At 63.5% G+C, this 13,735-nt stretch carries 15 protein-coding genes and 1 pseudogene; 5 read left to right on the top strand and 11 right to left on the bottom strand.

The annotated features are described in order from the left end of the window. On the bottom strand, window positions 1-942 hold a 942-nt coding region (gene ispH / locus VGH68_RS02775), incomplete at its 3' end, for a 4-hydroxy-3-methylbut-2-enyl diphosphate reductase (RefSeq protein WP_331601976.1). 367 nt (window positions 943-1,309) lie between these two features. Here ispH and hpnC point away from each other — a divergent pair. Next, the gene (gene hpnC / locus VGH68_RS02770) at window positions 1,310-2,176 is read left to right on the top strand and encodes a squalene synthase HpnC (protein ID WP_331601975.1); all 867 of its coding nucleotides are present in this window, start codon (window positions 1,310-1,312) and stop codon (window positions 2,174-2,176) included. Window positions 2,177-2,184: 8 nt separating this feature from the next. Continuing rightward, entirely contained in the window at window positions 2,185-3,357 is a 1,173-nt protein-coding gene (locus tag VGH68_RS02765; RefSeq protein WP_331601977.1) for a glycosyltransferase, read from the top strand. A gap of 84 nt (window positions 3,358-3,441) precedes the next feature. On the opposite strand, the gene VGH68_RS02760 is transcribed toward VGH68_RS02765, so the two are convergent. Further along, the gene (locus VGH68_RS02760; protein ID WP_331601974.1) at window positions 3,442-3,999 is read right to left on the bottom strand and encodes a hypothetical protein; all 558 of its coding nucleotides are present in this window, start codon (window positions 3,997-3,999) and stop codon (window positions 3,442-3,444) included. A gap of 138 nt (window positions 4,000-4,137) precedes the next feature. Continuing rightward, window positions 4,138-5,148: a hopanoid-associated sugar epimerase gene (hpnA, locus tag VGH68_RS02755; protein ID WP_331601973.1), complete on the bottom strand. Its 1,011-nt coding sequence runs from the start codon at window positions 5,146-5,148 to the stop codon at window positions 4,138-4,140. Window positions 5,149-5,285: 137 nt separating this feature from the next. On the opposite strand from hpnA, the gene VGH68_RS02750 reads away from it, so the two are divergent. Continuing rightward, on the top strand, window positions 5,286-5,579 hold the full coding sequence (locus tag VGH68_RS02750; RefSeq protein WP_331601972.1) for an acylphosphatase: 294 nt from the start codon (window positions 5,286-5,288) through the stop codon (window positions 5,577-5,579). Between the two features lie 174 nt (window positions 5,580-5,753). On the opposite strand, the gene egtD is transcribed toward VGH68_RS02750, so the two are convergent. Next, the gene (gene egtD / locus VGH68_RS02745) at window positions 5,754-6,737 is read right to left on the bottom strand and encodes an L-histidine N(alpha)-methyltransferase (protein ID WP_331601971.1); all 984 of its coding nucleotides are present in this window, start codon (window positions 6,735-6,737) and stop codon (window positions 5,754-5,756) included. A 619-nt stretch (window positions 6,738-7,356) separates the two neighbouring features. On the opposite strand from egtD, the gene rarD reads away from it, so the two are divergent. Continuing rightward, a complete protein-coding gene (gene rarD / locus VGH68_RS02740) occupies window positions 7,357-8,253 on the top strand; it encodes an EamA family transporter RarD (RefSeq protein ID WP_331601970.1) in 897 nt (298 codons plus the stop codon). Window positions 8,254-8,266: 13 nt separating this feature from the next. Here rarD and VGH68_RS30030 read toward each other — a convergent pair. The 7 genes and pseudogenes from VGH68_RS30030 to VGH68_RS02710 all read right to left on the bottom strand — a co-directional run. After that, window positions 8,267-8,446: pseudogene (locus tag VGH68_RS30030) on the bottom strand (hypothetical protein); the annotation flags it as partial. Between the two features lie 254 nt (window positions 8,447-8,700). Continuing rightward, window positions 8,701-9,081: a hypothetical protein gene (locus VGH68_RS02735; RefSeq protein WP_331601969.1), complete on the bottom strand. Its 381-nt coding sequence runs from the start codon at window positions 9,079-9,081 to the stop codon at window positions 8,701-8,703. 283 nt (window positions 9,082-9,364) lie between these two features. Continuing rightward, on the bottom strand, window positions 9,365-9,625 hold the full coding sequence (locus tag VGH68_RS02730) for a hypothetical protein (protein WP_331601968.1): 261 nt from the start codon (window positions 9,623-9,625) through the stop codon (window positions 9,365-9,367). Continuing rightward, window positions 9,618-10,367, bottom strand: coding sequence for a DNA/RNA non-specific endonuclease (locus tag VGH68_RS02725; RefSeq protein ID WP_331601967.1), 750 nt, complete (start codon window positions 10,365-10,367; stop codon window positions 9,618-9,620). The genes VGH68_RS02730 and VGH68_RS02725 overlap by 8 nt, the downstream gene beginning before the upstream one ends. Before the next feature lie 361 nt (window positions 10,368-10,728). Beyond that, complete coding sequence (locus tag VGH68_RS02720; protein WP_331601966.1) at window positions 10,729-11,088, bottom strand: DUF3564 domain-containing protein; 360 nt, start codon at window positions 11,086-11,088, stop codon at window positions 10,729-10,731. A 219-nt stretch (window positions 11,089-11,307) separates the two neighbouring features. After that, window positions 11,308-13,017, bottom strand: coding sequence for an acid phosphatase (locus tag VGH68_RS02715; protein ID WP_331601965.1), 1,710 nt, complete (start codon window positions 13,015-13,017; stop codon window positions 11,308-11,310). A gap of 101 nt (window positions 13,018-13,118) precedes the next feature. Further along, window positions 13,119-13,415, bottom strand: coding sequence for a hypothetical protein (locus VGH68_RS02710; protein WP_331601964.1), 297 nt, complete (start codon window positions 13,413-13,415; stop codon window positions 13,119-13,121). 148 nt (window positions 13,416-13,563) lie between these two features. Here VGH68_RS02710 and VGH68_RS02705 point away from each other — a divergent pair, with 148 nt between their 5' ends. After that, window positions 13,564-13,695: a hypothetical protein gene (locus VGH68_RS02705; RefSeq protein WP_331601963.1), complete on the top strand. Its 132-nt coding sequence runs from the start codon at window positions 13,564-13,566 to the stop codon at window positions 13,693-13,695. The last annotated feature ends 40 nt before the right edge of the window (window positions 13,696-13,735 follow it).

The following is a 13,735-nucleotide window of genomic DNA, read 5'->3' as shown; positions in this document are numbered from 1 at the left end:
AACTTCGCGTGCAGCGAGTGGTTGCATCAGTTTCGATGGCAACTTGAATTCGACTTTCTCTTCACGGCCCGCCATCGTCGTGACATCGACGGGCCCCAATGCGCGCAGCGCATCGATTACATTCGTGACCATCTCTTCGGGTGCCGACGCGCCGGCCGTGATGCCGACCGCGTGGACGCCCACAAACCATTCCGGCTTCACTTCCGAGCCATCGGCGACAAGGTAGCTCGCCACGCCGCTTTCGCTGCCGATTTCGCGCAGCCGGTTCGAGTTCGAACTGTTGGTGGCACCCACCACCAGCAGCACTTGGACCTGGTGGCTCAACTGGCGCACCGCTGCCTGACGGTTCTGCGTCGCGTAGCAGATGTCCCGCGTGTCCGGACCGACGATGTCGGTAAAGCGGCGCAGCAACGCGTCGATGATGCCGCGCGTATCGTCGACCGACAGCGTGGTCTGCGTGACGTAGGCGAGCGGCGCATCAGCGGGCAGGTCCAGCCTCGCAACCTCCGCCTCGCTTTGCACGAGCAGTACCTTGCCCGGGATCTGGCCGATCGTGCCTTCCACTTCGGGGTGACCCGCGTGGCCGATCAGAATCAGCGTGCGGCCGGCGGCCACATACTGGCGCCCTTGCACGTGAACCTTGGTGACGAGCGGGCAGGTCGCATCGAGCACGTCGAGGCCGCGCGCTTCGGCATCGCGCTCGACGGTCTGCGCGACGCCGTGCGCGCTGAAGATCGCCACTGCGCCTTGCGGTACTTCATCGAGTTCTTCGACGAAACGCGCGCCTTTCTGGCGCAGATTGTCGACCACATGACGGTTGTGAACAATCTCGTGCCGGACATACACGGGCGAGCCGTGTTGCTGTAACGCACGATCGACGATTTCGATTGCGCGGACAACGCCCGCACAAAAGCCGCGGGGCTGAGCAAGGATGACTCGCATAAATTGGCGAACTCCGACAGACGCGGGTTTCGAAGAAGTCCTTGGAACCGACCTTGTCGCCGCGCTTATCTTGATTAGTTGACGTCTTGAGCCCCGGCGACCGGCCGGTACAGCAAAACCAAACGCGCATTCTAACGCTATCGGGGCCGCTTTGCTTTCCGGCGCGGTCCTGTGTTGGTTGCTTGCCGCAACCGCAATGCCATGCCCAGCGCCGCCTCCGGAAACGCCGGGAGAACGGCGCGGACACGGCCGGCGGCGTGTCGGACCATGAGCGCTCGCTGCGCTGCCTTGGCGGAACCCTTAAACTACCGATCCTTGCGGCATGCGCAAGACGCCGTATTACAAAAAGGTTTTCGAGGCTCGCTGGATGGATATCGATCCGAACGAAAATTTCCCGATCGCCAGCGTGCTGCTGCCAAAAAGGCTGCGCGCGCCTGTCGGCATTATCTATCAGGTCGTGCGCACGGCGGCCGATATTGCCGGCGAAGGCGAGTGGAGTGCCGGGCAGCGGCATGCCCGCCTCGCGGATTTCCGCGCCGGGCTCGACGCGCTCGCGCAGCGGCGCGCGGCGCCGGTCCATACGCTGCTGTTCGGCAAGCTGGCCGGCGTGATCGCGCAATATGAACTGCCGCTCGAGCCGTTTTACGCTTTGCTCGACGGCTGCGCCCAAGACATCGACACGCACCGCTATGAAGACCGCGCGGCGCTGATCGACTACTGCCGCCGCTCGGCGCATCCTGTCGGGCATCTGATGCTGCATCTGATCGGCGCAGCCACGCCGGACAATCTCGCCGACGCCGACGCGATCTGCACCGCGTCGCAACTCATCAGCTTCTGGCTCGACGTCGCCCACGACTGGAAAAGACAGCACGTATATCTTCCGCAGGCGGAGTTGACGCGGTTCGGCGTGACCGAGGCGCACATCGCCAACGGTGTCGTCGACGACGCATGGCGCGCGCTGATGGCGCACGAAGTGGCGTTCGTGCGCAACACGCTGATACGCGGCGCGCCGCTCGCGCTGCGCATGCCGGGCAGGCTCGGCATCGAGCTTTCTGGCGCGGTGCACGCGGGCCTGCGTTATCTCGAGCGGATCGAGCGCGCGAATTACGACGTGTTTCGCGAGCGCCCGGTGCTCACGATGTTCGACTGGTGCGTGGTGGCGGCGCGCACCGTGGCAATGCAACTGTCCAGACGCGTCGGCGTGGTGGCACGTTCAATCGAGGGTAAAGCTTAATGGCCTTAATGGCGGCGGCTCTGTTTGTTCTTTCGTGTGTTTCCCTGCTGATCTGGTGTGTGCTGCTGTTCGCGCGCGGCGGCTTCTGGCGCGCGCGTCCCGCCGCGCCGCTGAACGTCGCGTCGCGCGCAGAGTGGCCGGCGGTCGCGGCGGTGGTGCCGGCGCGCAATGAGGTCGACGTGATCGCCGAGGCGGTCACGTCGTTGCTGCAGCAGGACTATCGCGGCACGTTCCATGTGATCGTCGTGGACGATCACAGCACGGACGGCACCGCCGATGCCGCGCGCGCCGCCGCGTTGCAGTTGCAGTGCGCAGAACGGCTGACCGTGCTGAGCGCGAAGCCGTTGCCGCCGGGCTGGTCCGGCAAGGTGTGGGCGCAATCGCAGGGGATCGAGGCGGTGCGTACGCTCGGCCTGCCGGCCGATTTTCTGTTGCTGACCGACGCCGATATCGGCCATCCCGCCGACGCCCTCACGCAACTGGTCGCGCGCGCGGAGGCGGAAAAGCGCGACCTCGTCTCGCTGATGGTGCGGCTGCGCTGCGATTCGTTCTGGGAAAAAGCGCTGATCCCGGCCTTCGTGTTTTTCTTCGCGAAGCTGTACCCGTTCGCGTGGGTCAACAATCCGCGCAATCGCACCGCGGCCGCGGCGGGCGGCTGCATGCTGGTGCGCCGCGCGGCGCTCGAAGAAGCGGGTGGCATCGAATCGATCCGCGCCGAGTTGATCGACGATTGCAGCCTGGCCGCGCGCATCAAGCATCGCGGCACCGGGCGTCATCCGATACGGCTCGACGTCGCCGCCAGGAGCGTTTCGCTGCGTCCTTACGATAGCTGGCGTGAGATCTGGAACATGATCGCCCGCACCGCATTCACGCAGTTGCGCTATTCGCCGCTGTTGCTAGCGGGCACGCTCGCCGGCATGGCGATCATCTATCTGCTGCCGCCGGTCGCGGCTCTGGTGCTCGGGCCGCTCGGCTGGCCCGCATGGCTCGCGTGGGCGGCGATGTGCTGCGCTTATGCGCCGATGCTCGCGTACTATCGCCGCTCGCCGCTATGGGCGCCGTTCCTGCCGCTCGTCGCACTGTTCTACGTCGGCGCGACATTCGCGTCGGCAGTGCGCTATTGGCGTGGCAAGGGCGGGCAGTGGAAGGCGCGGGTGCAGGCGCCGGTGCAGGAGCGTTGAAGCAGGTCTTTAGCGGAACCGATGGACGTAAAAAAAGCGGCTTCGGCCGCTTTCTTCATGCTGGTCGTTCCGCTCGTTCGTGCATCACGCGTTGCTGAGCATCATGTACATCTGAATCACGACGTCGGGTGAGAACGTGAACGGCACCCAGCCGTGGCCGGTGTGGCGCATCACCAGCAGGCGATCGCCGTTCGACTGTTTCTGCACCGCCATCACCGGATTTTTCGTCGACACGAATTGCCAGCCCGGCGGAACACCCATCGGCTGTTCCGGCTGCATCGACGCGCGCGCGTTCGATAGCTCCTCGATCAGCTTACTAATCTGCTCCGGGCGAAACGAGACCATCTGGTTGCCGATCGTCATCGTGATCTCGTCGCGTGTCGGACGGCCGACTTCGAGCGTCGGCTGCAGTTGCGGGACGGACGGATCGGTGTGCGCGGGTTCGCTTGCGCGTGACGCCGATGTGTCGTGTGCGGCCGGCGTCGTGTCGACGTGCGCCGCATCGGTCGCGGATTCGGCCGCCTGCGATGCCGCAATCTGCTCTGGGGTCTCGGGAATGTTTTCGGCCTGCGGGGCCACGACAGCCTGAATGAGCTGATCGACGCCCATTTCCAATGCGCCGAGCTGTTCGTGAAGATTCATGCGAGGTTTCTCTGGTAGGACCCGCGATTTTACCTGCTGCGCGCGGGCTTGGACCCGTCGCCGCCGCGGGACTTGTAACAAAATGCTCATGCCCGCGCGGGATCTTGAAGAAGCGGCCAGTGCGGCAGCGCGCCGCGATCAGCGCTTCAGATAGCCCGCCTGCCGAAACCAATCCAGCGCATCCGCGAGCCCCTCGCGATAGGGCCGCGCGCAATAGCCAAGCTCGCGCTCCGCCTTCGTCGACGTGAAGTACATCTTGTTCTTCGACATCTTCAGCCCGTCGACCGTGACGAACGGCTCGCGCTTCGTCAATTTGGCGACCGCCTCCGCACCCATCGCGAGCGGATACAGCGGCCAACGCGGCAAGCTCAACGTTGGCGCCTTGCGGCCGGTCAGCGCGGCGATATCCGCGAGCATCTGCTGTAGCGGCAGATTTTCGCCGCCGAGGATATAACGCTCGCCGATCTTGCCGCGTTCGAGTGCGAGAAAATGGCCGGCCGCGACATCGTCGACGTGCACGAGGTTCAACCCGGTATCGACGAATGCCGGAATCTTGCCGAGCGCCGCCTCGAGGATGATGCGTCCTGTCGGCGTCGGCTTCACGTCGCGCGGACCAATCGGCGTGGACGGATTGACGATTACCGCGGGCAGCCCGTGCTCGGCGATCATGCGCTCCACCGCGCGCTCGGCAAGAACCTTGCTGCGTTTGTACACACCGATCGCCTGGGCGGGCGTCAGCGGCGCAGTTTCGTCGGCGGACTGGCCCGAACTCGTCACCTTGAGCGTCGCGACGCTGCTCGTGTAGACGATGCGCTCGACGCCTTCTGCTAACGCCGCGCGCATCGTCGCCTCGGTGCCTTCGAGATTCGAGCGCTCGATCTCGCTCGGGTCGGGCGCCCACAGCCGGTAATCGGCGGCCACGTGCAGCAGATAGCGCACGCCGCGCAGCGCATTGCGCATCGACGCTTCATCGCGCATATCGCCGACGACGATTTCCGCATCGAGCGATTCGACGTTTTTGCGCGGACTCGTCGCGCGCACGAGCACGCGCACCTTGAAGCCCTTGCTTTGCGCGATGCGCGCGACTGATGAGCCGACGAAGCCGGACGCGCCGGTCACGAGCACGAGATCGCGATTCTGTTCGGACATTCTGTTTCCAATTCCTGCATGACGGTCGACGGATTGTACGTGGCGCGTGAGATCGACGGAGGTTGTGGAGCACGGCCGCCGCGACGCGACTAGAATGCCGGCTTGAAAGATTGTGAGGAATCACAGGAGGTAGCGGCATGGCCCCGGATCTGGACGAGCGAATCGAAACCTATTACGTGCGGGTGCGTGGCATCGTGCAAGGCGTCGGGTTTCGCCACGCGACCGTGCGTCAGGCACACGCGCTAGGCATCAAGGGATGGGTCGCGAATCGCGACGACGGGTCGGTCGAAGCGACCTTGCAGGGACCGGCCAATCAGATCGACCGGATGTTGTCGTGGCTGCGTCACGGGCCGCCGGCGGCGCGTGTCACTGACGTGAGCGGCGAGGAGCGTTTGTCGGAAAAGCGCTACGAGCGTTTCGAGCAGCATTGAGCGCGACCACGATGCGAGGGTAGCGCGAACCGAGGCTCAATCAGCGGTGGACCCGCGTTGAATCAGCGTAAAAAAGCGGCGCGCCATCCACGGGCGGGCGCGCCGCTTCTCCGAGCTTTTCCTGCTTTTGCGACGTCGCGCGCTTGCTGGCGCGCGACGAACTGTCTTCAGCGCTTACCGCGCCACCAGCAAACTTTCCGCGAAGCCCCACTCGTCCTCGATCCACTGATGGCTGCACACGAAGCCGGCGTCGTCGGCAATCGCCGGCAGTTCCTCCGCGCGATACTTGTGGCTGCTTTCCGTCCAGATCGTCTCGCCTTCCTTCAACGACACCGACAACTGCGCCGCACGCACGTGCGCGGTGAGATCGCGCTTCGCGCGCAGATGCATCTCGATGCTGCGCGCGTCCGGATTGAAGCGCGCGACGTGCTCGAACGCGTCGAGCGGAAAGTCGCCATCGAGTTCGCGATTGATGCGCGCGAGCAGATTCAGATTGAACGAAGCCGTCACGCCGATCGCATCGTCGTAGGCGGCGATCAGCACCGGTGTCGGCTTGATCAGGTCGGTGCCGAGCAGCAACGCGTCGCCGGGTGTGAGCATGTTGCGGATATCGCGCAGAAAACGCGTGGCCGCCAACCTGCCGAAGTTGCCGATCGTGCTGCCGAGAAACAGCACGAGCAAGCGGTCTTCCGGTGCGCGTTGCCGGCTCACTTCGGCGAGACCGGCCAGATAATCGCGCTCATAGCCGACAATCGAAATCCGCTCGATGTCGCCGAGTTCGCGCCGGCACAACTGCAATGCACTGCGCGAAATTTCAATCGGGCAGTAAGAAGTGGGGCGCTTTTTACACAGTGCTTCGAGAATGCGGCGCGTTTTGCGGCCGCTGCCGCTACCGAGTTCGGCGACGGTCACGTCGTGCGGCAAATGCTCGACGATGTCCACCGCGTGCTGCGTGAGCAGCCGTTCCTCGGCGCGCGTTACGCCGTATTCGGGCAGTACAGTAATCACTTCAAAAAGCGCGGAGCCGACTTCGTCATACAGGTACTTCGAAGGCAGCTCTTTTTGTGGCGTATGGGTGAGGCCGGCACGCACCTCGGCCGCGAAGGCGCGGCGTAGTTCGGAAGGCGAGTTGCCAAGCGATAGGGCTGGCTGGGTCATGCTGGCTCCAGTAGTCACATTCGATAAGCGGGATAGCTGCCGGGGTGGCATGCGCGGTAAGCGCGGTTGACGCATGCCGTGGGCGAGAAGCGCGGGTGGCGCGGGTGGATTCGCGCGGCTGCCGGAAAACCCGCTCAGACTGCATGCGCCGGCCGGCTCGTGGGTGCTGCCCGGTCATGCCGCCTCAGCCGCCGCGGACCGCGATCGAGCAGCGCGCAACAGTTTCATAGCAAGATTCGCGCAAACGAGTCGGGCCCGAACCGCATTCCACATTCGATGGAAGCGCAATGCCGTTCGCCCACCGCGGCGCACGAAGTTAAGTTCTAGTGCATCGACGCCCGATGCGCACGACTTATTGCCGCCGACTGACGAAAAAGGGCGAACCCCGTTTGCCGGCAACCCGACTAGAATGCCCGATTTGCGCCATTCGTGCTGCCGGTTGCAAGCCACCCAAAATAATGAGGCAGCGTCTGCCTGCTTTCGAGACATCACATTCCATGACCGAAACGCCTGTCAGGAAAGCTGCGCGCCCGCCTGGCGCGCCGCGAATCCGCGTACCCACAGCTGCATCGAACCCGTCGAGCACGCCGTGCGCCAGGTCCACGCGCCGGTCCGCGCAATGAACCACAACGACTACGGACGCGGCATCGCGTTGTCGGTCGGCGCGTCCGCGATGTTCGCATTACTGTCCGCTTACGCGACGCTGCTCACGCCGCTGACCGGCCTCGACATCTTCGCGTGGCGCATCGTGTGGACCGCGCCTGGAGCGCTGCTGCTCGTCGCGCTGCGCAAGCGTCTGCCGATTCTGCGTCAGCTAGTTGACCGCATGGTGACGGAGCCCAAACTCGGTGTCGCGATGGTGCTCGCATCAGCGTTGCTCGGCACACAGCTATGGCTGTTTCTGTGGGCGCCGCTGCACGGGCGAATGCTCGAAGTGTCGCTCGGCTACTTCCTGTTGCCGCTGGTGATGGTGCTGGTCGGCCGCTTCCATTATCACGAGCGGCTGGACACGTTGCAGTGGCTCGCGGTTGCGTGCGCGGCTATCGGCGTGGGCCACGAACTGTGGGTAACGGGCGCGTTTTCGTGGCCGACCCTGGTTGTCGCGCTCGGCTATCCGCCGTATTTCGTGCTGCGTCGCAGGATCGATCTGGACTCGCTCGCGATCTTCACCGTGGAAATGGCGCTGCTGCTGCCGGTGGCGGTCGTGTTCATCGTTGCCGGCGGCTCACTGCAAGCGATCGCCGGCCGGGTGGACATGTGGTGTCTGCTGTTACCGGGCCTCGGTGCGCTGAGTACGGTCGCGCTCGCTTCGTATCTGAGGGCGAGCCGTCTGCTGCCGGTCGCGTTGTTCGGCATTCTCGGCTACGTCGAACCGGTGCTCCTCGTGCTCGTATCGGTGACGCTGCTGCGAGAGACGCTGAGCGCCACGCAATTGGCGACCTATGTGCCGATCTGGATTGCAGTCGCGTTGACCGCGCTGCATAGCGTGCGGTTGGTGCGCTTCGCTTCGGATTGAATGGCGCGGTCGTTCAGTGATGCAGTTCGGCACGCTCTGCATGGCTATGCGCCAGGCCGGCCTGTGCGTCGATCGCGTCGCGTACATCAGGACGTCAGCGGAAAGCGAACAGCGCCTCCGCGAGCAGGAACGGTGGCCCGATCAGCAGACCGGTTAGGTCATCGACGAAGGCGGGCTTGCGATGTTCGTACGCGCCGCATAATCGCGGACAGCGAAATTTGAAACCATCGGATAGCCGACGATCAGCGATCATCGCTCACCGATGCTGTCCCATGACTGACGATTCTTCATCGAATGAGCTGACCGCGCTGCTCGCGCGCAGCGCATGACCGCAAAAAAAAGGCGAGTCATATGACTCGCCCTCCCTGAACGGCGCAGCCCGGCTTCGATCAGCTTTTATTCGAACCCCCACCTGCCTGGCCGGTAAGCGCCGGAACCGGACACGTGTTATTGGGTGTTGGTCGTGCCGGTTTGCGCGCCATCGGCTTTCGCCGGCGCATTGCTGGCCTCCTTCGCGCTGTGCGTTTTGGTCTTTGCGGCGCTGGTCTCGACGGCGTTTTTCTTGCTGGACTTGTGGGTCGTCTTCTTCGTATGAGCGGCGGTCTTTTTCACCTGCTTCTTCGGTGCGGCTTCGGCGGGTGCCTTTGTCTCGGCCGCGCTTTGGCTGGTCGCGCCAGCTTGTCCCGACGTGCTCGCCTTCAGGTTGGCCTGACCGGTGGCTGGCATTTGCGCGGATTGCGCCGGTTGCGCGGTGGACGGCGCGGCCGTTTGAGCGAATGCGGTGGACACGAGCAGAGCGGAAGCGAGAGCGGCGAAAAGCGTCTTCATCAGATGACTCCTTGTTGAACCGGCGAATCTTTGTTGCGGCTGAATCATTTCAGCCTGCCGGTTTAACGTGGGCCGGAATACGGGCGTTGACGCTGTTGTGGTGACAAAACGTAACTACTGCGTCAGCGCCGATACAGGTTCGCGCGCTGGATCGAAGTTTCGGTGCGAATGCAAAGTACAAATGGAAATGGCGGAAGAACTTCGGCAGCCTGAGATTCTTCCGGGCTTTAACAGTACTTCGTATTGACGAGTGCAACAGCCCGTCGCGGTGAGAGCATCAACGTCATTGAAACGGATTTTGCACGACACCCGGCTTCGCATCCGGCTCGTCTTTCACCTTCGCCGGCAAATTCTTCTTCGCCTGCAGGGTCACGACAATCGCGTCGACTGCCTCCTTTAACGCCAGGGCCGCCTTCAGTCCGCGCTGATCGCAGGTCAATTCCAGCGTACCATTCAGCACGACCCGCGTTGTGCCGTTGCTGAGCGTGAGTGCGTCGCCCTGAATGTTGAGCACGTCATCATCGTTCGAGTAGGGTTTAAACACCTTTGAGTCCTCCTGGCCGCTGGTCCTTCAGGTTCTCCGGAATGCCCGGAAAACGGATACCCGATACTGCCTCGAGTTCGTGAATCGTCCGGATGTCGTAGCGATGGGTCGACACATTATCGACCACCACCGCGAATGCGAGGCGGCGCGACGGCACATAGACGACCTTGTACAACTGCGTCGGCACCAATACGCGCGTCGGTCCGATGGTTTGCAATTGCTGACCGTTGAATAGCGGTCCGGTGACGACGTAGGTGTCGTCATAAGAGAGCGCGATCTTACGCACCGCGGTTTCGATACGTGCCCACAGTCGCTGGTTGTTCTGACGGTTCTGCGGCACGATATTGGCGAGCGAGAACGACTGCGCCATCGCTTCCTCATTCCAGCGATTGCCCGCGGGGCTCATATGACCGCGATCGAAACCGCTGCGTTTGTAGTCGGCGAGCGTCGCGCCTTCGCCATCGGGCAGGCGCGTATCTTCGAAGAACTTGTTGGTACGTACCATCTCTTTCGCTTCTTCGATGTGCTCGCGCGTCAGATGCTCGGCGGACCACAGCGGCCCGTGCGTGATGCCCGAGTGCAGAACCGCGAAATCGCTATAGCACAGCAGGCGCGTTTTCGGCGCCATCTTCTGATTGGTGAGAACCGGCCACTGCGCATTCGGCGTGAACTGCGTGCAGGACGTTGCCGCGCTCGCATGAGCGGCGACGGCGAATAACAGACAGGCGAACCACTTCTTCATATGTCGGTCGTTCGAGGGATGGGGGCGCAAGTATAGCGTCGCTGCAGGTATCGAGGGACCTCATCAGCGCGGCAAATGCAGGCAATGAAAACAGAGGAGGGGGCGGCGGGATCGGGCGGACTGAACAGTGTCCGGAATGGCCGCAGTAAGTTCGCGCGGGCAAAAAAATGGGCCGCTTTGCAGCGACCCGAATGCGTGGATTTCCGACTCTACGCACGCAAGCTTAAGAACCTCTTAAGCGGAAGCGCGTGCCGGGCGGAATTGTGCGGTCGCGTACACACATTTACGCGCGCGAGCATTGGCCCCGCGCGCATCGGAAGTTTCGACCGGGAGTACTTGAACGCGTAAATCGCGCTGGATCCTAATTACCGAACACACTATTTTCCGCGTGTACTTTCTGGCGATCGACCGCCTGCAGGCGCCAGAACCCGCTCGTCTGCTTGTGCGTGCGCAGCGCGGTCCACGCGGCGGCGCCTTGCGCGGCACTCACGCGTTCCTTGCGATCGACATGCAGGCCGCGCAACGTGCAAAGCGGTGCATGGGCGCTGGGCGCGCACAGCGTGGTCACGCCGTCTTCGTCGTGCAATTCGCCCCATGGGGGCAAGTCGATCCCCTGATGCGCCTCTCTCGACCACCGGTGCTCATCGGTGTCGAGCCAAAGCACCGCGTAATCGTGGCTCACGGTGGGATCGGAACCGTTGATCAGGATGGTCAGTCGCATGTCAGTTCCGTACAAAGTGCGAAGTGCTTTATCAGTCTAGGCGGCGCCGCGCGTTATGCAAGGCAAAGGCGCGACGCGCGAGATGAAAAATTTTGCCGCGCAATGCGGTGTCGAGGTACAGGGATGCTTGATGCGCCGCGGCATTCCTTGGCGTGCGTGCCGTATTCTCTCGATACGCACACCGCGAGCGACATCGGTCCGGTCAGCGCGATGCAACATTCACGCGAGATCGAGCGTTCCGGTCAGATCGCCAAGCGGCGCGAGACCATTCTTCGCGAATGCGTTGTCGCGCGCCGCTACGCCATCGAGCGGCGCGAGTCCATGCACGCGGCTAATGAAACGCAGGATCGAATTCGTGTCGTATACCGTGTGATCGACATAGCCCTTCTTCGCGAACGGAGAGATCACCAGCGCGGGAATCCGCGAGCCGGGACCCCAGCGATCGCCGAGCGGTGGCGAAACAGGATCCCACCAGCCGCCGTTCTCGTCGACGGTGACGATGACGACCATGTTCTGCCATTGCGGGCCGCGCTGAAGATGTTCGATCAGCGTCGCGATATGACGATCGCCCGATTCGACGTCCGCGTAACCGGCGTGCATGTTCAGGTCGCCTTGCGGCTTATAGAACGTCACGGTCGGCAGACGTCCCGCGTCGATGTCGGCGATCATCCGGTTGGTCGATGCGTCGTTGCCCATTCCGCCGTCGCGCAAATGACGGCGGCGCGACGCGGTCCCCGGCGCATAGCTGGCGAAGTAGTTAAACGGCTGATGATGGTATTGGAAGTCGGGCATCGCGCCGGTATCCCGATGCTCGAGCGCGTACTGCCACGCGCCGCTATACCACGCCCAGTCGACGCCCTTGCCCGACAGCCGGTCGCCGATCGTCGCGTAGTGCTGCGGCGGCAGCACGCGCGGGTCCGCGGCATTCGCGAAGGCCGGGTCGCTCCCCTCGGCCGGACGCACGCTGCTCGGCTGATAGGGCGGCGCCATCGTGTTCACCGCATAGCCGTCGGCGGTGAACGCGCCGTCGTTGACGAATTTCGGCGGACCGCTGAGCGCCGACGGCGGCGAATCCGGCGCGACTCTCAGGCGCGTGCCGGTCGGATCGTCGCCTTCCACGACCGATACCATCTTCTTCGCCGGGCTGTTATGAATGTCCGGGTAATACGGCGCTTGCGCCGAAATCAGGAAGATGTGGTTCAGCCACGAGCCACCGAACGCCGCCATAAAGAAGTTGTCGCACAGCGTGTATTGCTGCGCGAGATTCCACAGACGCAGCGATTCGGCGGAGCTACGGTAATGCCCCATCACGAGGCCGCCGGAGTCGCTCCACGCGGCGAACTGATTGTTGCGCCCCGCGTTGATCTGCATCTGGTTCTGATAGAAGCGATGGATGAGATCGCGCGTTATTACACCGTTCGGCAGCGGGGCGCCGTGCGCATCGACGATGTGAAACGGCCGGTTGCGCAGATGATCGAGATCGTTTTCGCCGATCATGTAGCGCTTGCCGTCCACTTCCTGCGCCTGCGGCACGAGCCCGCCCCAGATCGCCGGCAGGCGCGGCAACGGCGTCTTGCCGTCGCGGTCTAGCTGTACGTAGCGATCGGCGCTCACCGCGTCGAGCGGATATTGCACACCGGGGTAGTTGCCGTAGAGGTTTGCGAAGCTGCGATTCTCCGCGTAGATCACCACGATATGCTTGACCCGATCGTGCAGCGCAGCGTCGAGCCGCAGGTCCGCGGCGCTGCGCGGCTGCGCGTTAGCGGCGATGCCCTCGCCGGTCTTGCAGCCGGTCAGCGCGAGGCCGAAGCCGACCGCCGCCAGGCCGGTCAATATGCGGCGGCGTTCGGGATCGTCGGGGGCGTCGGCGTTATCGGTGGCGTCGGGGTTGTTCAGATTCGGCGGCAGGTGAGGATCGTGGTCGGTCATCGGTCGGTTCGAAGTAGACGTGACGCACGCATCTACGACGCCGTGAGCGGCGCGCGCGACACCGGGTTGAGGATTCGACGCGGCCGGCTGGCCCCGTCGGCTTACGGCAGCCTGCGCTTCACGCGCCAGCTGTGATGCGTTGCATCGACGGCTAATAATAGCCAGTGCCGTGCGTTGACCGGATGACGTTTTTGAGTCGCATACCCGTCAACAGTCAATTCGAGTTCGTCGTGCGCGCGCAGATGGCAGGTTGCATGCGCGCCCGAGCCATCCGCGAATTCGACGCGCGCGACGGCCGCGCCGGCCGCTCTGGCGGGCTCCGGCAGATGCGCGATGCGCACCGCGCAGCCCGGATAAAGATGCGAGTCGGCGACCTGAATCTGGATCGAAACGGACATGGCCTTGCCTCCTTGCGCCTGCGCGGGGCGAGTGCGCGGCACCGATGTGCGGCGCCGATCGACCGGCTCAAAGCATAGCACCGCATGGCCGATTCGCCGCATGCTTCGCGCTATGATGACGAATCCTAGTCAATGAACCGACCTCGACGTGGCGTTCTATATCCTCGCGGTCGTGCCGTTCATGCCGTTCATGCCGTTCATGCCGTTCGTGGCGGCGCTGGCGGTGTTTTTCCTCGGTATCGAAACCAAGGACAAGGTGCTGGAGCAACTCGAGGCTTAGCGCCGGGTTGACCCTCGCGCTGCGGAGCAAAGCGTAGCGG

The organism is Paraburkholderia sp., assembly GCF_036488505.1.
In the GTDB taxonomy this organism is placed as follows: domain Bacteria; phylum Pseudomonadota; class Gammaproteobacteria; order Burkholderiales; family Burkholderiaceae; genus Paraburkholderia.
Note: the sequence above shows the minus strand (reverse complement) of the source record. Positions and strands in the feature narration are given on the sequence as shown.